The following is a 22,876-nucleotide window of genomic DNA, read 5'->3' as shown; positions in this document are numbered from 1 at the left end:
ATCCCGTGGATACGGAATTGCTAAAAACTTTTCTCGAAGTGAGCAGAACTCGCCACTTTGGGCGCGCCGCAGAAGCGCTTTATCTGACGCAGTCGGCAGTGAGCTTTCGTATTCGACAGCTTGAAAATCAGCTCGGTGTAAACCTTTTCACCCGCCATCGCAACAACATCCGCTTAACGCCAGCGGGAGAGAAACTTCTGCCATATGCCGAAACGCTAATGAACACCTGGCAGGCGGCACGTAAAGAGGTTGCCCATACCTCAAAGCATAATGAGTTCTCTATCGGTGCCAGCGCCTCGCTATGGGAGTGCATGCTTAGCCCGTGGCTGAGTCGGCTATATCGCTCTCACGGGCATCTGCAGTTTGAGGCGCGTATTGCGCAACGGCAGTCGCTGGTTAAGCAACTGCATGAAAGACAACTGGATCTTCTGATCACTACCGAAGCACCGAAAATGGATGAATTCAGCAGCCAGGTTCTCGGGCAGTTCAGTCTGGGACTCTATGCGGCCGAACCTTCCGCTCTGAAAAGCGACCTGAATTATCTGCGCCTTGAATGGGGCCCCGATTTCCAGCCCCATGAGGCGGGGTTGATTGCAGCGGACGATGTTCCAGTCCTGACAACCAGTTCTGCTGAAATAGCCTGCCAACAACTCGCAGCGCTTAAAGGTTGTACCTGGCTGCCACAACGCTGGGCCAGTAATAAACCAGGTCTGTATGCGGTCACCGATTCAGCCCTGCTCCAGAGGCCGCTGTACGCTATCTGGCTTCAGAACAGTGACAAACAGGGGCAGATCAAAGATCTACTTAAAATCAATGTGATGGAGTAAAACTGCCTATTGCAGGGACGCAATTAAAGGCTTAAAGAGCGGGAAAGTTGAAATATTACAGGCAAAAAAAAATCCTTCGCCTAAGCAAAGGATTCTTTATATGGCAGGGGCGGAGAGACTCGAACTCGCGACACCCGGTTTTGGAGACCGGTGCTCTACCAACTGAGCTACGCCCCTAAATTTCTTACTACTAAGCCTGCTACATTAGCAGGCTTAGTTTAAATAAGTGGCGGAACGGACGGGACTCGAACCCGCGACCCCCTGCGTGACAGGCAGGTATTCTAACCGACTGAACTACCGCTCCACCGAATACTTCTGTAACTACCGGTTTATTGCCCCGGTTTACTACGTAATTTGATGCCTGGCAGTTCCCTACTCTCGCATGGGGAGACCCCACACTACCATCGGCGCTACGGCGTTTCACTTCTGAGTTCGGCATGGGGTCAGGTGGGACCACCGCGCTACAGCCGCCAGGCAAATTCTGTAATCTGTATCAGCTGAAAATCTTCTCAAACCCACCGAAACAGCTTCGGCGTTGTAAGGTTAAGCCTCACGGTTCATTAGTACCGGTTAGCTCAACGCATCGCTGCGCTTACACACCCGGCCTATCAACGTCGTCGTCTTCAACGTTCCTTCAGGACCCTCGAAGGGTCAGGGAGAACTCATCTCGGGGCAAGTTTCGTGCTTAGATGCTTTCAGCACTTATCTCTTCCGCATTTAGCTACCGGGCAGTGCCATTGGCATGACAACCCGAACACCAGTGATGCGTCCACTCCGGTCCTCTCGTACTAGGAGCAGCCCCCTCAATTCTCCAGCGCCCACGGCAGATAGGGACCGAACTGTCTCACGACGTTCTAAACCCAGCTCGCGTACCACTTTAAATGGCGAACAGCCATACCCTTGGGACCTACTTCAGCCCCAGGATGTGATGAGCCGACATCGAGGTGCCAAACACCGCCGTCGATATGAACTCTTGGGCGGTATCAGCCTGTTATCCCCGGAGTACCTTTTATCCGTTGAGCGATGGCCCTTCCATTCAGAACCACCGGATCACTATGACCTGCTTTCGCACCTGCTCGAGCCGTCACTCTCGCAGTCAAGCCAGCTTATGCCATTGCACTAACCTCCTGATGTCCGACCAGGATTAGCTGACCTTCGTGCTCCTCCGTTACTCTTTAGGAGGAGACCGCCCCAGTCAAACTACCCACCAGACACTGTCCGCAACCCGGGTAACGGGTCCACGTTAGAACACCAGCCATTAAAGGGTGGTATTTCAAGGACGGCTCCATGCAGACTGGCGTCCACACTTCAAAGCCTCCCACCTATCCTACACATCAAGGACCAGTGTTCAGTGTCAAGCTATAGTAAAGGTTCACGGGGTCTTTCCGTCTTGCCGCGGGTACACTGCATCTTCACAGCGATTTCAATTTCACTGAGTCTCGGGTGGAGACAGCCTGGCCATCATTACGCCATTCGTGCAGGTCGGAACTTACCCGACAAGGAATTTCGCTACCTTAGGACCGTTATAGTTACGGCCGCCGTTTACCGGGGCTTCGATCAAGAGCTTCGCCTTACAGCTAACCCCATCAATTAACCTTCCGGCACCGGGCAGGCGTCACACCGTATACGTCCACTTTCGTGTTTGCACAGTGCTGTGTTTTTAATAAACAGTTGCAGCCAGCTGGTATCTTCGACTGATTTCAGCTCCACCCGCAGGGGCTTCACCTACATATCAGCGTGCCTTCTCCCGAAGTTACGGCACCATTTTGCCTAGTTCCTTCACCCGAGTTCTCTCAAGCGCCTTGGTATTCTCTACCTGACCACCTGTGTCGGTTTGGGGTACGATTTGATGTTACCTGATGCTTAGAGGCTTTTCCTGGAAGCAGGGCATTTGTTGCTTCAGCACCGTAGTGCCTCGTCATCACACCTCAGCGTTAACAAGGTACCGGATTTACCTGGAACCTCCGCCTACATGCTTAAACCGGGACAACCGTCGCCCGGCCAACATAGCCTTCTCCGTCCCCCCTTCGCAGTAACACCGAGTACAGGAATATTAACCTGTTTCCCATCGACTACGCCTTTCGGCCTCGCCTTAGGGGTCGACTCACCCTGCCCCGATTAACGTTGGACAGGAACCCTTGGTCTTCCGGCGAGCGGGCTTTTCACCCGCTTTATCGTTACTTATGTCAGCATTCGCACTTCTGATACCTCCAGCATGCCTCACGGCACACCTTCGCAGGCTTACAGAACGCTCCCCTACCCAACAACACATAGTGTCGCTGCCGCAGCTTCGGTGCATGGTTTAGCCCCGTTACATCTTCCGCGCAGGCCGACTCGACCAGTGAGCTATTACGCTTTCTTTAAATGATGGCTGCTTCTAAGCCAACATCCTGGCTGTCTGTGCCTTCCCACATCGTTTCCCACTTAACCATGACTTTGGGACCTTAGCTGGCGGTCTGGGTTGTTTCCCTCTTCACGACGGACGTTAGCACCCGCCGTGTGTCTCCCGTGATAACATTCTCCGGTATTCGCAGTTTGCATCGGGTTGGTAAGCCGGGATGGCCCCTAGCCGAAACAGTGCTCTACCCCGGAGATGAATTCACGAGGCGCTACCTAAATAGCTTTCGGGAGAACCAGCTATCTCCCGGTTTGATTGGCCTTTCACCCCCAGCCACAGGTCATCCGCTAATTTTTCAACATTAGTCGGTTCGGTCCTCCAGTTAGTGTTACCCAACCTTCAACCTGCCCATGGCTAGATCACCGGGTTTCGGGTCTATACCCTGCAACTTAACGCCCAGTTAAGACTCGGTTTCCCTTCGGCTCCCCTATACGGTTAACCTTGCTACAGAATATAAGTCGCTGACCCATTATACAAAAGGTACGCAGTCACACCCCGAAGGATGCTCCCACTGCTTGTACGTACACGGTTTCAGGTTCTTTTTCACTCCCTCGCCGGGGTTCTTTTCGCCTTTCCCTCACGGTACTGGTTCACTATCGGTCAGTCAGGAGTATTTAGCCTTGGAGGATGGTCCCCCCATATTCAGACAGGATACCACGTGTCCCGCCCTACTCTTCGAGTTCACAGCATGTGTGCTTTCGTGTACGGGAGTATCACCCTGTACCCTGCGACTTTCCAGACGCTTCCACTAACACACAAGCTGATTCAGACTCCGGGCTGCTCCCCGTTCGCTCGCCGCTACTGGGGAATCTCGGTTGATTTCTTTTCCTCGGGGTACTTAGATGTTTCAGTTCCCCCGGTTCGCCTCGTTAGCCTATGTATTCAGCTAACGATAGTGTGACGAATCACACTGGGTTTCCCCATTCGGACATCGCCGGGTCAAGGGTTCATATCACCTCGCCGGCGCTTTTCGCAGATTAGCACGTCCTTCATCGCCTCTGACTGCCAGGGCATCCACCGTGTACGCTTAGTCGCTTAACCTCACAACCCGAAGCTGTTTCACTTCGTGTTGTGAAAATTTGAGAGACTCGAACACACTTAACGTGTGTCGTTTCAATTTTCAGCTTGATCCAGATTTTTAAAGAGCAAATATCTCAAACGTAACTCACTGAGTTAGTTTTGAGATACTGATTGGTTGTGCCTTTCACTCACACCCAGCAAGTGGCGTCCCCTAGGGGATTCGAACCCCTGTTGCCGCCGTGAAAGGGCGGAGTCCTAACCGCTAGACGAAGGGGACACGAGGTGTCACGACTTCGCAGCCGTCTTGCTTTTCACTTTCTATCAGACAATCTGTGTGAGCACTGCAAAGGCAGGTTCTTTAAGGTAAGGAGGTGATCCAACCGCAGGTTCCCCTACGGTTACCTTGTTACGACTTCACCCCAGTCATGAATCACAAAGTGGTAAGCGCCCTCCCGAAGGTTAAGCTACCTACTTCTTTTGCAACCCACTCCCATGGTGTGACGGGCGGTGTGTACAAGGCCCGGGAACGTATTCACCGTAGCATTCTGATCTACGATTACTAGCGATTCCGACTTCATGGAGTCGAGTTGCAGACTCCAATCCGGACTACGACGCACTTTATGAGGTCCGCTTGCTCTCGCGAGGTCGCTTCTCTTTGTATGCGCCATTGTAGCACGTGTGTAGCCCTACTCGTAAGGGCCATGATGACTTGACGTCATCCCCACCTTCCTCCAGTTTATCACTGGCAGTCTCCTTTGAGTTCCCGGCCTAACCGCTGGCAACAAAGGATAAGGGTTGCGCTCGTTGCGGGACTTAACCCAACATTTCACAACACGAGCTGACGACAGCCATGCAGCACCTGTCTCAGAGTTCCCGAAGGCACCAAGCCATCTCTGGCAAGTTCTCTGGATGTCAAGAGTAGGTAAGGTTCTTCGCGTTGCATCGAATTAAACCACATGCTCCACCGCTTGTGCGGGCCCCCGTCAATTCATTTGAGTTTTAACCTTGCGGCCGTACTCCCCAGGCGGTCGACTTAACGCGTTAGCTCCGGAAGCCACGCCTCAAGGGCACAACCTCCAAGTCGACATCGTTTACGGCGTGGACTACCAGGGTATCTAATCCTGTTTGCTCCCCACGCTTTCGCACCTGAGCGTCAGTCTTTGTCCAGGGGGCCGCCTTCGCCACCGGTATTCCTCCAGATCTCTACGCATTTCACCGCTACACCTGGAATTCTACCCCCTCTACAAGACTCAAGCCTGCCAGTTTCAAATGCAGTTCCCAGGTTGAGCCCGGGGATTTCACATCTGACTTAACAGACCGCCTGCGTGCGCTTTACGCCCAGTAATTCCGATTAACGCTTGCACCCTCCGTATTACCGCGGCTGCTGGCACGGAGTTAGCCGGTGCTTCTTCTGCGAGTAACGTCAATCACTGCGGTTATTAACCGCAATGCCTTCCTCCTCGCTGAAAGTACTTTACAACCCGAAGGCCTTCTTCATACACGCGGCATGGCTGCATCAGGCTTGCGCCCATTGTGCAATATTCCCCACTGCTGCCTCCCGTAGGAGTCTGGACCGTGTCTCAGTTCCAGTGTGGCTGGTCATCCTCTCAGACCAGCTAGGGATCGTCGCCTAGGTGAGCCATTACCCCACCTACTAGCTAATCCCATCTGGGCACATCCGATGGCAAGAGGCCCGAAGGTCCCCCTCTTTGGTCTTGCGACGTTATGCGGTATTAGCTACCGTTTCCAGTAGTTATCCCCCTCCATCAGGCAGTTTCCCAGACATTACTCACCCGTCCGCCACTCGTCACCCGAGAGCAAGCTCTCTGTGCTACCGTTCGACTTGCATGTGTTAGGCCTGCCGCCAGCGTTCAATCTGAGCCATGATCAAACTCTTCAATTTAAGTTTGATGCTCGTGAATTAAACTTCGTAATGAATTACGTGTTCACTCAGAGACTTGGTATTCATTTTTCGTCCGAGGACGTTAAGAATCCATGTCACTTTGAGTGCCCACACAGATTGTCTGATAAATTGTTAAAGAGCAGTGCAACGCGGCTTTCGCTCACCGTTGCGAGGTCCCGTATATTACGTTTTCCTCATTCAGAGTCAAGCGATTATTTTACGCTTTTCTCTGCCGGGTATTCATCGCTGAACCCCGCTGACCCGGCGGCTTGCGTGCCGTTGTTCCGTGTCAGTGGAGGCGCATTATAGGGAGTTCTCCGGCGCTGACAAGAGCTAATTTAAAAAAACTTTTCAACTGCCTTTTTTTTGCACAAAAACGTGCTACACCGCTAGTTTTTCGAGCGTTTCGAAGCCATAACGGCGTAAAACGGGTAAAAGTTGCTCAGTCTCAGCGGTCAATGCCATGCAATAAGCGATATTTGCGTCGGCAGATTTTGCATCTGGCGCTTCATGTTCAAGTAGCCACGCGGTGCGGCGGGCAATCGCTGCCCCTGAATCCACCAGTCGGGTGCCTTCCGGAAGTACGGCCAACAGCTCTTCCTGTAGCAAAGGGAAATGCGTGCAACCCAGCACCACCGTATCCGGCGGCTCCGCCATCCGCAGCCATGGACGCAGAACACGGCGCAGCTCTTCCAGCGAGACCGCTTTGCCGTGCAGTTTGGCTTCCGCCATCTCAACCAGCTCGGCAGAACCTAACATCGCAATCTGGCATTCATTGGCAAAGCGTTCGATCAGTTCGCGGGTATAAGGACGCTTAACCGTACCGCGCGTTGCCAGGAGCCCCACCACGCCATTTGCCGTCAGGCGCGCAGCAGGTTTGATCGCCGGGACCACGCCCACAACCGGGAACGGGAACTTTTCGCGTAAGGCAGGAAGGGAAACCGTACTGGCGGTATTGCAGGCAATCACCGCCAGTGCGAGGGGATACTGCTGTTGCACGGCGGTAACGATCTCAACGACGCGTTCAACAATAAACGCTTCGCTCTTTTCCCCGTAGGGGAAAGCCACGTTATCGAAGGCATAGATGTAATGAAGATCCGGCAGAAGTTGCCGAATCTCATCATAGACTGAAAGCCCACCGACACCGGAGTCAAACACCAGTACGGTGGGACGTGGGTCAGAAGGTGTAGCTGCCAGACAAGGTGTATTCCCGTCCTGCAGTTTCGTAGCCATAAACTGTCTCGTAGTCTTTATCGAACAGGTTGGCTATTTTACCACGAACTGTAAGGTGAGAGGTGACAGGATATGAAACTGCGAGATCCCACAGGCTTACCCCACCCATTTTCACTCGCTCTGAGGTGAACGTATCAGGATCGTACGCCACGTCATAACGGGTGCCCAGGTAACGGTAGGCCAGATTCCATTCGAGATCCCACACCTGCGTATCCAGCTGATACTTCACCTGCTGCTTCGAACGTCGGGCAAGCACTTCGTTCGTTTTGGCATTGCGCGGATCCACGTAGTCATAAGAAATCTGATGGCCTACCGGGCCAGTATCGAACTGCGCCGTGGCTTCAATACCTTTGATACGGGCTTTATCAACGTTGTAGTAGCGGAACGTACGCGGGTCGCTGCTGATCAGGTTGTCGATATCGTTACGATAACCCGATACGCGCCAGGTCACCGGGCCGGTCAGCCCCTCGAAACCGCCTTCCCACTGCTTGCTCTCTTCCGGTTTCAGATCCGGGTTGCCGTAGCTCGCACTGTGGATTTGGCTCATGGTCGGTGCTTTATAGGCCGTGCCGTAAGAAGCGATGATGCGGTAACCGTCGATGAACTCCCATCCGGCGCTGGTCTGCCAGGTGTTATGGTTACCAAAGTTAGAGTTGTCATCATTACGCGCGGCGGCTTCCAGAGTGACGCTATCGAACTGCTGCATGGCAGACAGGAATACCCCGGTGTTGCGCTGGTCATAGCCTTTATCCAGATAACCCGTTCCCGCCTGGGTTTTTTGCTTCTGCCAGTCCAGACCGGCGCCGATATTGCCGTGGCCCACCGTGACGGTGTTCATCCACTGGGCAGTGTATTGCTTAACGTCATCCGTGGTGGCAGAGGAAGCATAACGGCCTTTGCTCGGATCGTAGTTCTGGTCTTTACTGCGACCGTAACCGCCCACCAGCTGAGTCTGGTAAATCCCCTGGTGATAGCGCAGGCCGGTGTCCCAGTTCTGGCTGTAAAGCTGACGGGTATCAGGCAGGCCATCGACCATGAAGTTGTTGTCATAATGCTCATAGCCGTCATACGCGGTGCGGTTGTCGTAGCCGAGGCCACGCACGAAACCGCTCAGGCTGTCAGTGAATTGCTGCTCAACCGAGCCAAACAGCGACTTACTCATAAAGCCGTCACGGTCGGGCTGGCGTGGCGCATCGGCAGCATCAATATCAAAGCCGCGGGTATAGGTATAGTTACCGCCCAGGGTGATTTTGGTTTTATCCAGCACCTGCTGGAAGGAGCCATCATAGGATTGATACCCTTTCGAGCCGACGCTGGCGGTGATTTCCCCCCCTGGCGTGTCCCGACCCGTAATGATGTTAATCACGCCGCCAATCGCATCTGAACCATACAGGGCCGAACGCGGGCCACGGATGTATTCAACACGCTGAATGAGTGAAACGGGGATTTGGCTGAGATCCGGTGAGTTACTGATCCCGGCGTTATTCAGTGGAATGCCGTCAATCAGCACCAGCACATGGCGGGATTCCGTCCCGCGAATAAAGGTAGAAGAGGTAGCACCCAGGCCGCCGCTTTGGGCGATATCCACACCCGGTAAGCGCGACATCACTTCAACGACGCTTTTTACCTGCCAACGCTCGATATCTTCCCGGGTAACGACAGAACTCGGAGCCAGAACGGTATTTGCAGGTTGTGCAACACGGTTTGCCGTCACCACCAACGAGTCTGCGCCATCCTGCGCCCAGCCCGAAAATGCCGTGACGGAAAGCGCCGTCAACAGCGATACTTTTTTAATCATTGTAAAAGCATCCACAATATAAGAAGGATGCCGCAGGCCCCATCGATAGCACGCGATGATGAAACCAAATGCGACGTGATCCCGGCAGGTCTTCGGGCTAGGTGGCGTTTATTGGATGTAGACTTCCCATTTTCACAGTGTCTGTTAACTCATCCCGCCAGTCTTTACCGCTGCGCGTCAGCTCCAGATTTGCACTGGATTCCCTTTTCACTCATAAGAGACCGGAAACATAATGCTACATTTAGACACGTATAGATGTCCAGACTGCCGTTGACCATTAAGGCTGGACATCCCCTGTACAATCCCTACAATCCCCGCGTAATTCATCATCAACAGGAAGCATCATGACCCCAGAACACCTCCCGACAGAACAGTACGACGCGCAACTGGCAGAGAAAGTCGTCCGTCTGCAAAGTATGATGACGCCTTTTGCTGCGCCTGCGCCTGAGGTGTTCCGTTCCCCGGTTAGCCACTACCGTATGCGTGCCGAATTCCGCATCTGGCACGACGGCGACGACCTGTACCACATCATTTTCGATCAGCAGACCAAAAGCCGGATCCGCGTGGACAGTTTCCCGGCGGCCAGCGAGCTGATTAACCAGTTGATGACGCTGATGATGGATGGCGTGCGCAATAATCCGCTGCTGCGCCATAAGCTCTTCCAGATCGACTACCTGACCACCCAAAGCAATCAGGCCATCGTCTCGCTGCTCTACCATAAGGCGTTGAACGACGAGTGGCGCCAGGCCGCAGAAGCCCTGCGTGATGCGCTGCGCGCGCAGAACATCAATGTGCATCTGATTGGCCGCGCGACAAAAACCAAAATCGCGCTGGATCAGGACTATATAGACGAGCGCCTGCCGGTTGCCGGAAAAGAGATGATCTACCGCCAGGTGGAGAACAGCTTTACGCAGCCGAACGCGGCGATGAACGTGCAGATGCTGGAGTGGGCGCTGAATGCCACCGAGGGCTCAACCGGCGATCTGCTGGAGCTGTACTGCGGTAACGGCAACTTCTCGCTGGCGCTGGCGCGTAACTTCGACCGCGTACTGGCCACCGAAATTGCCAAGCCGTCGGTCGCCGCCGCGCAATACAACATCGCGGCGAACCATATTGATAATGTGCAGATCATTCGCATGTCGGCGGAAGAGTTTACTCAGGCGATGAACGGCGTGCGAGACTTTAACCGTCTGCAGGGGATCGATCTGAAGAGCTACCAGTGTGAGACCATTTTCGTCGACCCGCCACGTAGTGGGCTGGACAGCGAAACGGAGAAGATGGTGCAGGCGTACCCGCGTATTCTTTATATCTCCTGTAATCCGGAGACCTTGTGTCAGAACCTGGAAACATTAAGCCAGACGCACAAAGTTGAACGTCTGGCTCTGTTCGATCAGTTCCCGTACACGCACCATATGGAGTGCGGGGTGTTACTGACGGCTAAAAACGCGTAGGCCGGATAAACGAAGCGCCATCCGGCGCTTTTTGGCAGGTGGCGCTGCGCTTACCTGCCCTACAGAACGGCAAGATGATTACTCTGGCAGCTGCTGCTTACGGTTACGCATTTTAATGCCAATCCAGAACACCAGCGCCACTGACAGCACAGCCGGCAGGAAGTTAGAGCCAATGTCCGGGTACTCTGCGCGCACCACGGTGCTATACAGCAGGACGCCCAGCACAAAGAACGCCGCCGACAATGCCGGTAACCCCACCGGCATGGTGCGATTCTGATAACGCTGATGCAGACAGTACACCGTCAGCACCAGAGAGATCATCGGGAAAACCGAGAACGGTACAATAGAGCTAAAAAGCGCTGCGAACGTACCGTTAATGGATAAGCCAGCGATCAATGCCAGCAATAATGTTCCTTTATCCTGTCCTGTCTGTTTCATTACTCACCTTTCACTCATCGGATTGATGCGCCAGTTTTTCTTGTTCACGGCGATACCAGTAATAAGCCCCTTTAGAGATCATCCGCAGTTGCAATACCAGTCGCTCTTCGAGTTGCTTGCGTTGTTCAACGCTCACATCCAGTGCTTCGGCGCCCGCACTGAAGACTATTGTTACCATCGCCTCGGCCTGCGCCTCAGTGAAGGCGCGCGGCATATGGTTTTCGAGTTCAAGATAGTCGGCAAGTTCCGCAATAAAATGCTGAATCTCGCGGGCCACGGCGGCACGAAACGCGGCCGAGGTGCCTGAGCGTTCCCGTAACAATAAACGAAACGCGTTGGGATTATTGCCGATAAATTCCATAAAAGTGGAAACAGAGGTGCGGATCACGCTGCCCCCTTTGGCGATACGCTGACGCGCCTGGCGCATCAGCTGGCGCAGCATCAGCCCGCTCTCATCCACCATGGTCAGACCCAGTTCATCCACGTCACGGAAGTGACGATAGAAAGAGGTAGGCGCAATCCCGGCTTCGCGTGCGACTTCGCGCAGGCTCAGACTGGCAAAACTTCGCTCAGCACTCAGTTGACTGAATGCAGCCTCTACCAGCGAACGCCGGGTTTTCTCTTTTTGTTGTGCTCTTACGCCCATCACGATAGTTGAATCCTTCCAAAGGCCCGCAGGCACTATACCAGAGAATAAAATTAATCGGATTACCTGGCTTACAGAATGAAGGTTTACATGTTGTTTGTGCTCCACCGCGCGAAAAGAGCACAACGATAATTGGGTTATCCCGCCAATGATGTTACTATTCTGTTGCTTTTATGTATAAGAACAGGTAAGCCTTACCATGTCACATTCCTACGATTACGACGCAATTGTTATTGGTTCCGGCCCCGGCGGCGAAGGCGCTGCTATGGGACTGGTGAAACAGGGAGCCAGAGTAGCGGTTATTGAGCGCTACCATAACGTTGGCGGCGGTTGTACCCACTGGGGCACCATCCCTTCCAAAGCCCTCCGCCACGCCGTTAGCCGCATTATTGAATTTAACCAGAACCCTCTTTACAGCGATCACTCCCGTCTTCTTCGTTCCTCCTTTGCCGATATTCTGAATCACGCGGATAACGTGATTAATCAGCAGACGCGCATGCGCCAGGGTTTTTATGAGCGCAACCACTGCGAAATTCTGCAGGGCAGCGCGCATTTTGTGGATGAACATACGCTGGCGCTGGAGTGTCATGACGGTTCTGTTGAGACCATCACCGCAGAGAAATTTGTGATCGCCTGCGGCTCACGCCCGTATCGCCCGGCCGATGTCGATTTCTCCCACCCGCGCGTGTACGACAGCGACTCCATTCTGAGCCTGCACCATGAACCGCGCCACGTACTCATCTACGGCGCCGGGGTGATCGGCTGTGAATATGCCTCTATCTTCCGCGGTATGAACGTGAAGGTCGACCTGATTAACACCCGCGATCGTCTGCTGGCCTTCCTCGATCAGGAGATGTCTGACTCGCTCTCGTATCATTTCTGGAACAGCGGCGTGGTGATTCGTCACAACGAAGAGTACGAGAAGATTGAAGGCTGTGATGATGGCGTCATCATGCACCTGAAATCGGGTAAAAAGCTGAAAGCCGACTGCCTGCTGTATGCCAATGGCCGTACGGGTAACACCGATTCGCTGGCGCTGGAAAACATCGGTCTGACCACCGACAGCCGCGGGCAGATCAAGGTGAACAGCATGTACCAGACCGCCCTGCCGCATATCTATGCCGTGGGTGACGTGATTGGTTATCCAAGTCTGGCGTCAGCGGCGTATGACCAGGGGCGCATTGCCGCTCAGGCGCTGGTGAAAGGGGAAGCGACGGCGCATCTGATCGAAGATATTCCGACAGGTATTTACACCATTCCGGAGATCAGTTCTGTAGGGAAAACCGAACAGCAGCTGACGGCCATGAAGGTGCCTTACGAGGTGGGTCGTGCCCAGTTTAAACATCTGGCGCGGGCGCAAATCGTGGGAATGAGCGTCGGTACGCTGAAGATTTTGTTCCATCGTGAGACGAAAGAGATCCTCGGCATTCACTGCTTCGGTGAACGTGCGGCGGAAATCATCCATATCGGCCAGGCGATCATGGAGCAAAAAGGTGGCGGTAACACCATCGAATACTTTGTTAATACCACCTTTAACTACCCGACCATGGCGGAAGCCTATCGGGTAGCGGCGCTGAATGGCTTAAACCGCCTGTTTTAAGGTGCTGTCGAAATGGCCATCCATTGCACCACGGATGGCCTCCGCCAGCTGCTCATAGCGGCTGCGCAGCGGTGAACCCGGACGATAAACCAGGCCAATGGTACGCCGCGGCTCCGGCTTGATGCATGGCAGATAGACCACGCCATCACGCTTATGTTCGCGCGGCACGGCCAGCGCAGGCAGCAGCGTAATACCGCTTCCCGCCGCCACCATGTTACGCAGCGTTTCCAGGCTGGTTGCGCGGAAGTGGGTATCTTCATCGGCACCGGCTTCAAAACAGAAGCCCATCGCCTGATCGCGCAGGCAGTGGCCATCTTCCAGCATCAGCAGCTTTTCGCCGGCCAGATCGGCCATCGGCACGCGATCGCGGCTCGCCCACGGGTGATCCTCATAGATCGCCAGCATCATCGGCTCATCAAACAGCGGCACTTCGATAAAGGCTTCGCTCTCTTTGACCAGCGCCAGAATGGCACAGTCGAGCTTACCGCTATCTAACTGCGCCAGCAGCTGATGGGTTTGCGCTTCATGCAGGTACATTTCGAGTTTAGGGAAGGTCTGATGCAGCAAAGGAATAATATGCGGCAGCAGGTACGGGCCAACGGTTGGGATCAGGCCAATATGCAGCGGGCCGGACATTGTCTCCCCCTGCTGGCTTGCCATTTCCTTGAGCACTTTGACCTCGCGCAACACGGTGCGCGCCTGATCCACCAGCAGAAGGCCTGCCTGAGTGAACAGCACTTTACGACTGGTGCGCTCCAGCAGCATGACACCAAGCTCGTCTTCCAGCTTACGGATCTGACCGCTAAGGGTAGGCTGGCTGACGTGGCAGGAGTCTGCCGCGCGGCGAAAATGGCGGTGTTCGGCTAACGCCACCAGGTATTCAAGATCACGAATATTCATTATTCATCCTCCGTCGCCACGATAGTTCATGGCGATAGATAGCATAGCAACGAACGATTATCCCTATCAAGCATTCTGTTGAATAATGCATCACAGAGACGAGGCGGCACCGATTACCCTTGAAGTCCTGTCCCGTCTTACGAGTTTCTCTCAAAACTCGCACAACTAAAGCCAACGTGAACTTTTGCGGACCCCGTGGTCCGCTTTTTTTTTGCGTAAAAAAGCCCAACACAGGGTTGGGCTTTGGTTTGTAGGTCGGATAAGGCGAAGCCGCCATCCGACATATCAGGCATCACACCAGACGGGTTTTCGCATCCGCAATGGCCTGCGCCACCTGCTTCGGTGACACGCCGCCTTTCGCCGCACGCTTGTCCAGACAAGACTGCAACGCCAGGATCGGGTAGACATCATCACCAATCACGCTGCTGAATTTCTGCAGATCGGCAAGCGGGAGATCTTCCAGCGCTTTGCCCTGACGAATCGCTTCCACGACCGTTTCACCGACAATATGGTGCGCTTCACGGAACGGAACGCCTTTCGCCACAAGATAGTCCGCCAGCTCGGTGGAGTTGGCATAGCCCTGCTGGGCCGCTTCCTGGCAGCGCGGGCGTTTCACCTGAATGCCGTCCAGCACCAGGGTCGCCATATGCAGACAGTCCAGCCAGGTGTCCAGCGCGTCGAACAGCCCTTCTTTGTCTTCCTGCATATCTTTGTTGTAGGCCAGCGGCAGCCCTTTCAGGGTCATCATCATCCCGGTCAACGCACCCTGCACACGGCCACATTTACCGCGGATCAGCTCCAGCGCATCCGGGTTTTTCTTCTGCGGCATCAGGGAAGAGCCGGAGGTCACGCGATCAGACAGCTCAACAAATCCGGCTTCGCCAGAGTTGAAGAAGATCAGATCTTCGGCAAAGCGTGACAGGTGGACCATACCGATAGAGGCGTTGGAGAGCAGCTCCAGCACGTGGTCACGGTCGGACACGCTGTCCAGGCTGTTACGGGTCGCAGAGGCAAAGCCCAGCCAGCCCGCCAGCTGTTCACGGTCGATTTCATAGGCGGTGCCGGCCAGCGCGCCGCTGCCCAGCGGGCTCACATCCAGACGCTTTAAGGTATCCTGCAGACGGCTTTCATCGCGCGCCAGCATCTCGACATAGGCCAGCGACCAGTGAGCAAAGGTGACAGGCTGCGCACGCTGCAGGTGGGTATACCCCGGCATCACCGCATCCTGGTTATTCTGCGCGGTCTCCACCAGCGCGCTCTGCAACTGACGGTTAGCCGCCAGCAGTTCCGCCACGGTCTCTTTGCACCACAGCTTCAGATCGGTTGCCACCTGGTCGTTACGGCTCCGGCCAGTGTGCAGCTTTTTACCCAACTGGCCGACTTTGTCGATCAGTTTGCCTTCCACCCAGCTGTGAATATCTTCAGCGTCGCTTTCAAGAATTTGCTGCGGGTTAAGGCGCACCTCTTCCAGCAGATTGTTCAGCGCCTCTTCCAGCTGCAGCTGTTCGTCTGCGGTCAGCACGCCAACGGTGACCAGCGCTTTGGACCAGGCCACAGAGCCGACGATATCCTGTTCGGCCAGGCGGTAGTCGAAGCGCAAAGAGTCGTTGAACTGTTTGAACCGTTGATCCGCTGCCTGTGTAAAACGCCCACCCCAAAGTGCCATAACATCGTTCCTTTATTCGTTAGTTCCGCCGGGTGGCGCTGCGCTTACCCGGCCTACGGTCATTCATTAAAAACTTACGCTAGAATACGCGTGCCAATCGGCGTGCCGTTAAACAGCGCCGGAAGCTGCTCTGCGTGACGCCAGGAGGCGATATCCACCGGGCGACCCAGCGTGCGCGCGGCATCCAGCGCGGCGTTCACTTTGACAATCATGCCGTCGGTAATAATGCCCTGATCGATCAGCTGCTCGGCTTTTGCCGCGGTCATCTCCGCGATGCGCTGGCCTTTACCGTCCAGAATACCGCTCACGTCGGAGAGCAGAATCAGGTCTGCGCCCAGCGTTGCCGCCAGTGCCGTTGCCGCCTGGTCAGCGTTGACATTCATCAGTTGCCCCTCTTCGGTCACACCGATAGAGCTGACGACAGGCAGGAAACCGCCTTCCAGCAGCGTATTAATCAGTTTTGGCGAACCCGGCTGGGCCAGGCCAACGTGGCCAAGCTCTTCATCGAGCTGGGTCACCTTAACGCTGTCGCCATCGCCCAGGTAGAGACCCACGGAGGCGATATGGTGTTTCTTCGCCCATGCCAGCAGGGTTTTGTTTGCTGTCCCCGCCAGCGCACCGGTAATGATGTCGATCTGATCGGCAGGCGTCACGCGCAGGCCGTTCTTCTTTTTCACCGGCAGGTTCAGGCCTTTCATTAACTCATCGACCACACAGCCGCCGCCGTGAACAATCACCAGCGGGCGTTGATGTGACTCGCGATAGTTAACCAGCGCGGTAAACAGACGCTCCAGCGCTTCTTCGCTGTCCAGCAGTACACCACCAAGCTTGATAATTAATGGGTTCATCATCACACCTTAAATAAGAGACTGCGTTTCAGCATAGCCAAAACGAATATTTGCGCACTGCATTGCCTGGGCGGCAGCGCCTTTCAGTAAGTTATCTTCTGCGGCCACCACAATCAGGTGCTCGCCCTGCACGGCAAAACCGATGTCGCAGAACGGCAGGCCGACCACATTTTTCAGCGCGGGCACACCTTTGTCATAGAGACGCACCAGCGGTTTATCCGCATACGCCTGGGTAAATGCCTCGCTCACCTGCTCTTTGGTCACGCCAGACTTCAGGCGGCAGGTGATGGTTTCGAGGATCCCACGCGGGAAACTGCCCAGGTGCGGCGTGAAAATGACATCCGCGCCCAGATGGGTAGTGATTTCCGGGTGGTGGCGGTGATTGAACACGCCATACGGCTGCAGGCTCACTTCGCAGAAGCTGTTGGAGATAGCCGCTTTGCGTCCTGCCCCGCTCACACCGCTGGTGGCGTTGATCACCGGCCACTGGTTCAGATCCAGCAGACCCCCGTCGATCAACGGCTTCAGGGAGAGCTGCGCCGCAGTCGGGTAGCAACCCGGTACGGCAATCAGGTTCGCTTCTTTCAGTTTGTCTGCGCTCCACTCCGCCAGACCGTAGACTGCCTTTTCAAGCAGGTCCGGATGCTGATGGGTGAAACCGTAGTATTTTTCATAGAACGCGGCGTCGTTCACGCGGAACGCACCGGAGAGATCGAATACCACGCAACCGGCCGCCAGGAACTGCGGCGCCAGGTCGTGGCTGACTTCGTGAGCGGTGGCTAAAAAGACCACGTCCACGCCGTCGGTAAATTCGCTGATATCCGACATTGGCTGCAATGGCAGATCGACAATCCCTTTAAGCTGCGGATGTAAATCGGAAATTAACTTTCCTGCATCATTGCTTTGCGCTGAGACAGTCAAAGCGGTTATGGTCATATGAGGATGGCGATTCACGTAGCTTACAAGCTCTGCGCCCGCATAACCGCTAGCGCCTACAATCAGCGTATTCAACATCGGGTTCCTTTATGCTCAACGTTAATGTATTTTTATTCACATTTATTGCATGAATATTGATACTATCACGACCTAAGGTGTGTCAACAATGAAAATGAATTTACCGCCATTTATCGAGATCTACCGCGCCCTGATTGCCACGCCGTCCATCAGCGCAACGGAAGAAGCGCTGGATCAGAGTAATGAGACTTTAATCAATCTGCTGGCAGGCTGGTTCAGCGATCTCGGGTTTAAGGTGGAGGTTCAGCCGGTCCCGGGAACCCGTAACAAATTTAACCTGCTCGCCAGTACCGGAACCGGTGCGGGCGGCCTGCTGCTGGCAGGGCACACCGACACCGTGCCGTTTGACGATGGCCGCTGGACGCGCGACCCCTTCACCCTGACCGAGCACGACAACAAGCTCTACGGGCTGGGCACCGCCGACATGAAAGGCTTCTTCGCCTTTATCCTCGACGCGCTGCGTGACGTCGATGTGACCAAACTGAAAAAGCCGCTCTACATTCTGGCTACCGCCGATGAAGAGACCAGCATGGCCGGGGCACGCTACTTCTCGGAAAACACGGCGATTCGCCCGGATTGCGCCATCATCGGCGAGCCGACATCCCTGCAACCGATTCGCGCGCATAAAGGCCATATCTCCACGGCGGTGCGCGTGTTGGGCCAGTCCGGCCACTCCAGCGATCCGGCGCGCGGCGTTAACGCCATTGAACTGATGCACGACGCCATTGGCCGCATCATGACGCTGCGTGACGATCTGAAGGAGCGTTATCACTACGATGCCTTCACCGTTCCTTACCCGACGCTGAACCTCGGCAGCCTGCATGGCGGCGACGCCTCTAACCGTATCTGCGCCTGCTGTGAACTGCATATGGATATTCGCCCGCTGCCGGGCATGACCCTGAGCGACCTCGACGGCTTGCTGAACGAAGCGTTGGCCCCGGTGAGCGAGCGCTGGCCGGGCCGCCTGACGGTCTCTGAGCTGCATCCGCCAATCCCGGGTTACGAGTGCCCGCCGGACCATCAGCTGGTGGAAGTGGTGGAAAAACTGCTCGGCGAGAAAACCGACGTGGTGAACTACTGCACCGAAGCGCCGTTTATTCAGACCCTCTGTCCGACCCTGGTGCTTGGCCCAGGCTCCATCAACCAGGCCCACCAGCCGGATGAGTACCTGGAAACCCGCTTTATCAAGCCAACCCGCGAACTGATCGCTCAGGTTGTGCATCACTTCTGCTGGCATTAATGACTGTTCCCCTCTTTCGCGAGAGGGGAAAAATCTCATGATCTTCGTCACATTCTCATAAGCATCTCTTATCTGACGCAAAGCGAATTAAATTTCGTAAATTGCCCCTATTTATTCGTTTGCTGAACCGTTTTCGCAGCAATTGACGACGGGGGTTTTACGTGGCTTTATAAAGGGAGATGACAAAATAATGTCCGCGAGATGGCTTTACGGGCATAAACAAAAATGATGGGGTGACTGGGTTTTTATGAACGAACAATATTCCGCGTTGCGTAGTAATGTCAGTATGCTCGGCAAGGTGCTGGGAGATACCATCAAGGATGCGTTGGGCGAGAACATTCTCGATCGCGTTGAAACAATCCGTAAGCTGTCTAAATCTTCCCGCGCGGGTAACGAAGCCAATCGCCAGGAGCTGCTCACCACGCTGCAGAACCTCTCCAACGACGAACTGCTCCCTGTTGCCCGTGCCTTCAGCCAGTTCCTGAACCTGGCAAACACCGCCGAGCAGTACCACAGCATTTCGCCGAATGGCGAAGGGGCCAGCAACCCGGAAGTGATTGCCCGCACGCTCAGAAAACTCAAGGACCAACCCGATCTTAACGAAGCCACCATCAAAAAGGCCGTCGAGTCCCTGTCGCTGGAGCTGGTGCTCACCGCCCACCCGACCGAGATCACCCGTCGTACCCTGATCCACAAAATGGTGGAAGTGAACAACTGCCTGAAGCAGCTGGATAACAAAGAGATCGCTGATTACGAACGTAACCAGCTGATGCGCCGTCTGCGCCAGCTGATTGCCCAGTCCTGGCATACCGATGAAATTCGTAAGCACCGTCCAAGCCCGGTTGACGAAGCCAAATGGGGCTTTGCGGTGGTGGAAAACAGCCTGTGGGAAGGGGTGCCAAACTACCTGCGCGAGCTGAACGAGCAGCTGGAAGAGAACCTCGGCTATCGCCTGCCGGTGGATTTTGTGCCGGTGCGCTTTACCTCCTGGATGGGTGGCGACCGCGACGGCAACCCGAATGTGACTGCCGACATCACCCGCCACGTACTGCTGCTGAGCCGCTGGAAAGCCACCGACCTGTTCCTGAAAGATATTCAGGTGCTCATCTCTGAGCTGTCGATGGTTGAAGCCACGCCGGAACTGCGCGAGCTGGCCGGCGAAGAGGGTGCCAGCGAGCCGTACCGTTATCTGATGAAAAAGCTGCGCGGCCAGTTGCTGGCAACGCAGGCCTGGCTGGAAGCACGTCTGAAAGGCCAGCGTCTGCCGAAGCCAGAAGGACTGCTGAGCCAGAATGAGCAGCTCTGGGATCCGCTGTATGCCTGCTATAAATCGCTGCAGGCCTGCGGTATGGGCATCATCGCCAACGGCGAACTGCTCGACACCCTGCGCCGCGTGAAGTGTTTTGGCGTGCCGCTGGTACGTATCGACGTGCGTCAGGAGAGCACCCGTCACACCGAAGCGCTGGGCGAGCTGACCCGTTATCTCGGCATTGGCGACTATGAAAGCTGGTCAGAAGCTGACAAACAGGCCTTCCTGATCCGCGAGCTGAACTCCAAACGTCCACTGCTGCCGCGCAACTGGGAGCCAAGCAACGAAACCCGCGAAGTACTCAACACCTGCAAAGCGATCGTTGATGCGCCGAAAGGATCGGTGGCCGCCTATGTGATCTCCATGGCGAAGACCCCATCCGACGTGCTGGGTGTTCATCTGCTGCTGAAAGAAGCGGGCATCGACTATGCCCTGCCGGTGGCACCGCTGTTCGAAACCCTTGATGACCTGAACAACGCTAACGACGTGATGACCCAGCTGCTGAACATCGACTGGTATCGCGGCTTTATTCAGGGCAAACAGATGGTGATGATTGGCTATTCCGACTCCGCAAAAGACGCGGGCGTAATGGCAGCATCCTGGGCGCAGTATCAGGCGCAGGACGCACTGATCAAGACCTGCGAGAAAGCCGGTATTGAACTGACCCTGTTCCACGGTCGCGGCGGCTCTATCGGTCGTGGCGGTGCGCCAGCGCATGCGGCGCTGCTTTCACAGCCGCCGGGCAGCCTGAAAGGCGGTCTGCGTGTGACCGAACAGGGCGAGATGATCCGCTTTAAGTACGGCCTGCCGGAAGTGACCATCAGCAGCCTGTCGCTCTACACCAGCGCGATCCTCGAAGCCAACCTGTTGCCGCCGCCAGAGCCGAAAGCCGCCTGGTGCCATATTATGGACGAGCTGTCGGATATCTCCTGCGATCTGTATCGCGGCTACGTGCGTGAAAACAAAGACTTCGTGCCTTACTTCCGCTCGGCGACACCGGAGCAGGAGCTGGGTAAACTGCCGCTCGGTTCCCGTCCGGCCAAGCGTCGCCCGACCGGTGGCGTAGAGTCTCTGCGTGCCATCCCGTGGATCTTCGCGTGGACGCAAAACCGCCTGATGCTCCCGGCCTGGCTGGGTGCCGGTGCCGCGCTGCAAAAAGTGGTGGACGACGGCAAGCAGAGCGAACTGGAGACCATGTGCCGCGACTGGCCGTTCTTCTCTACCCGTCTGGGCATGCTGGAGATGGTCTTCTCCAAAGTCGACCTGTGGCTGGCGGAATACTACGACCAGCGCCTGGTAAAACCGGAGCTGTGGACGCTGGGTAAAGAGCTGCGCGAACTGCTGGAAGGCGACATCAAAGTGGTACTGGCTATCGCCAACGATTCCCACCTGATGGCCGATCTGCCGTGGATTGCGGAGTCTATCCAGCTGCGTAACATCTACACCGACCCGCTGAACGTTCTGCAGGCAGAGCTGCTGTACCGTTCGCGTAAAGCGGAAGAAGAGGGTCAGGAGCCAGATCCGCGCGTGGAACAGGCGCTGATGGTCACCATCGCGGGCGTTGCGGCGGGGATGCGTAACACCGGCTAATGGGTTCCGCCGGGTGGCGCTTGCGCTTACCCGGCCTACAAAGGCATCACGCAGGCCCGGCAAGCGCAGCACCGCCGGGCATTACCTCAGAACCTCCACTATGCACCACGATATCACCTCTATTCTGACTGACCTGATAAAGGGTACGCCGCCGCTGCGTCAGGTGCATTTTGCGCCTTTGGCCGAACGGGTTCCGCATACTTCTCCTCGTCTGGTCATTGTTCCTGAAGGCGAAACGCATGATGCGGTCTTCTCTTCCGTCGGGTTTATTGACGATCTTCCGTCCGTCACCCTACTCAGCATCAGCTTCGGTAAGCAGCAGCTGACGATTCAACTCCAGCGTGACAGCACCGTTTTATGCCAACAGCAGGTTGCCAGGCGCGGCCCGAGAACGGGTGCCTTTCTGCTGCAAACGCTCGCGGAGTTGCAGATGCAGCCGGATGAACAGGAGACGGCCAGACTGGTGGTGTTAAGCCTGCTAAGTCACTGCCGCGATCTGCTGGGTAGTGATATCCACACCGCCTCCCGCAGCCGGGCGCTGTTTGAAGCCCTTCGTCGCTATATCGAAGAACACCATGCCTCCCCACTTACCCGCGAGTCGGTGGCACAGGCGTTTTATATTTCACCGAACTACCTTTCTCATCTTTTTCAAAAGACCGGCAGCGTTGGGTTTAATGAATATCTGACCCACGTTCGTCTCGAACATGCCCGGCATTTGCTCAAAGGCTACGATCTGAAAATTAAAGATATCGCCGCGCATTGCGGCTTTGCCGACAGCAACTACTTCTGTCGACTGTTTCGCAGGCACACGGAGCGCTCGCCTTCGGAATATCGCCGCCAGTATCACAGCCAGCTCACTGCCAAAAACTAGCATTGTGATCGTCCTCTCACTTCGCTAAGGACCTTACATTTGTCCAGTATTTGGCAAATTTGACTTCTGGTTCACGCCATCTGGCCCGCCGTATCCTTAATTCATACCCGCTGACTTAAGGAAA

General features: G+C 55.3%; 14 protein-coding genes, 3 tRNA genes, 3 rRNA genes and 1 riboswitch. Of the genes, 6 read left to right on the top strand and 14 right to left on the bottom strand.

The annotated features are described in order from the left end of the window. Nucleotides 1-5 precede the first annotated feature (5 nt). On the top strand, nt 6-827 hold the full coding sequence (gene hdfR, locus DVA43_RS18700; RefSeq protein ID WP_114316399.1) for an HTH-type transcriptional regulator HdfR: 822 nt from the start codon (nt 6-8) through the stop codon (nt 825-827). A gap of 101 nt (nt 828-928) precedes the next feature. On the opposite strand, the gene DVA43_RS18695 is transcribed toward hdfR, so the two are convergent. The 8 genes from DVA43_RS18695 to btuB all read right to left on the bottom strand — a co-directional run bounded on the left by DVA43_RS18695 (nt 929) and on the right by btuB (nt 9,179). After that, nucleotides 929-1,004 (bottom strand) — tRNA-Trp (locus tag DVA43_RS18695). Between the two features lie 50 nt (nt 1,005-1,054). Continuing rightward, nucleotides 1,055-1,131, bottom strand: a tRNA-Asp gene (locus DVA43_RS18690). Between the two features lie 55 nt (nt 1,132-1,186). Further along, nucleotides 1,187-1,302, bottom strand: a 5S ribosomal RNA gene (gene rrf / locus DVA43_RS18685). A gap of 64 nt (nt 1,303-1,366) precedes the next feature. Beyond that, a 23S ribosomal RNA gene (locus DVA43_RS18680) occupies nt 1,367-4,266 on the bottom strand. A gap of 181 nt (nt 4,267-4,447) precedes the next feature. Beyond that, a tRNA-Glu gene (locus DVA43_RS18675) sits at nt 4,448-4,522 on the bottom strand. Between the two features lie 87 nt (nt 4,523-4,609). Next, nucleotides 4,610-6,148: ribosomal RNA gene (locus DVA43_RS18670) — 16S ribosomal RNA — on the bottom strand. Together the 16S, 23S and 5S rRNA genes with 3 tRNA genes alongside form the textbook arrangement of a ribosomal RNA operon. A 381-nt stretch (nt 6,149-6,529) precedes the next feature. Then, a complete protein-coding gene (gene murI / locus DVA43_RS18660) occupies nt 6,530-7,381 on the bottom strand; it encodes a glutamate racemase (RefSeq protein WP_114316398.1) in 852 nt (283 codons plus the stop codon). After that, nucleotides 7,326-9,179 (bottom strand): TonB-dependent vitamin B12 receptor BtuB, encoded by a 1,854-nt coding sequence (gene btuB, locus DVA43_RS18655; protein WP_114316397.1) that lies wholly within the window; start codon nt 9,177-9,179, stop codon nt 7,326-7,328. Before btuB ends, murI begins: the two co-directional genes overlap by 56 nt. Nucleotides 9,180-9,244: 65 nt before the next feature. Then, nucleotides 9,245-9,420: riboswitch (cobalamin riboswitch) on the bottom strand. A 103-nt stretch (nt 9,421-9,523) separates the two neighbouring features. Between btuB and trmA the strand changes: the two genes are divergently transcribed. Continuing rightward, nucleotides 9,524-10,630 carry a tRNA (uridine(54)-C5)-methyltransferase TrmA gene (gene trmA / locus DVA43_RS18650; RefSeq protein WP_103825227.1) on the top strand — a complete coding sequence of 369 codons (1,107 nt, stop codon included), beginning with the start codon at nt 9,524-9,526 and terminating at the stop codon, nt 10,628-10,630. A gap of 78 nt (nt 10,631-10,708) precedes the next feature. On the opposite strand, the gene DVA43_RS18645 is transcribed toward trmA, so the two are convergent. Continuing rightward, nucleotides 10,709-11,068 carry a YijD family membrane protein gene (locus tag DVA43_RS18645; protein ID WP_103177480.1) on the bottom strand — a complete coding sequence of 120 codons (360 nt, stop codon included), beginning with the start codon at nt 11,066-11,068 and terminating at the stop codon, nt 10,709-10,711. Between the two features lie 10 nt (nt 11,069-11,078). After that, nucleotides 11,079-11,717: an HTH-type transcriptional repressor FabR gene (gene fabR / locus DVA43_RS18640; protein WP_032615233.1), complete on the bottom strand. Its 639-nt coding sequence runs from the start codon at nt 11,715-11,717 to the stop codon at nt 11,079-11,081. Nucleotides 11,718-11,913: 196 nt separating this feature from the next. Here fabR and sthA point away from each other — a divergent pair, with 196 nt between their 5' ends. Beyond that, nucleotides 11,914-13,314, top strand: a complete 1,401-nt coding sequence (sthA, locus tag DVA43_RS18635; RefSeq protein WP_103177481.1) for a Si-specific NAD(P)(+) transhydrogenase — start codon at nt 11,914-11,916, stop codon at nt 13,312-13,314. Here the strand turns inward: sthA and oxyR are convergent. The 4 genes from oxyR to argC form a co-directional block, all read right to left on the bottom strand. Further along, entirely contained in the window at nt 13,297-14,214 is a 918-nt protein-coding gene (oxyR, locus tag DVA43_RS18630) for a DNA-binding transcriptional regulator OxyR (RefSeq protein WP_103825228.1), read from the bottom strand. The genes sthA and oxyR overlap by 18 nt on opposite strands. Before the next feature lie 292 nt (nt 14,215-14,506). Continuing rightward, on the bottom strand, nt 14,507-15,880 hold the full coding sequence (gene argH / locus DVA43_RS18620; protein ID WP_114316396.1) for an argininosuccinate lyase: 1,374 nt from the start codon (nt 15,878-15,880) through the stop codon (nt 14,507-14,509). Between the two features lie 74 nt (nt 15,881-15,954). Then, entirely contained in the window at nt 15,955-16,731 is a 777-nt protein-coding gene (gene argB, locus DVA43_RS18615) for an acetylglutamate kinase (protein WP_103177484.1), read from the bottom strand. Nucleotides 16,732-16,737: 6 nt separating this feature from the next. Next, nucleotides 16,738-17,742: an N-acetyl-gamma-glutamyl-phosphate reductase gene (argC, locus tag DVA43_RS18610; protein ID WP_114316395.1), complete on the bottom strand. Its 1,005-nt coding sequence runs from the start codon at nt 17,740-17,742 to the stop codon at nt 16,738-16,740. A gap of 88 nt (nt 17,743-17,830) precedes the next feature. On the opposite strand from argC, the gene argE reads away from it, so the two are divergent. From argE to DVA43_RS18595, 3 genes are all read left to right on the top strand, one after another. Next, nucleotides 17,831-18,982, top strand: coding sequence for an acetylornithine deacetylase (argE, locus tag DVA43_RS18605; RefSeq protein WP_114316394.1), 1,152 nt, complete (start codon nt 17,831-17,833; stop codon nt 18,980-18,982). Between the two features lie 247 nt (nt 18,983-19,229). Next, nucleotides 19,230-21,881, top strand: coding sequence for a phosphoenolpyruvate carboxylase (ppc, locus tag DVA43_RS18600; protein ID WP_114316393.1), 2,652 nt, complete (start codon nt 19,230-19,232; stop codon nt 21,879-21,881). 100 nt (nt 21,882-21,981) lie between these two features. Then, nucleotides 21,982-22,752: an AraC family transcriptional regulator gene (locus DVA43_RS18595; RefSeq protein ID WP_114316392.1), complete on the top strand. Its 771-nt coding sequence runs from the start codon at nt 21,982-21,984 to the stop codon at nt 22,750-22,752. Nucleotides 22,753-22,876 lie beyond the last annotated feature (124 nt).

This window comes from Leclercia sp. W6 (genome assembly GCF_003336345.1).
Classification (GTDB): Bacteria; Pseudomonadota; Gammaproteobacteria; order Enterobacterales; family Enterobacteriaceae; genus Enterobacter.
The sequence above is the reverse complement of the archived record's forward strand: the minus strand, read 5'-3'. Positions and strand labels throughout refer to the sequence as shown.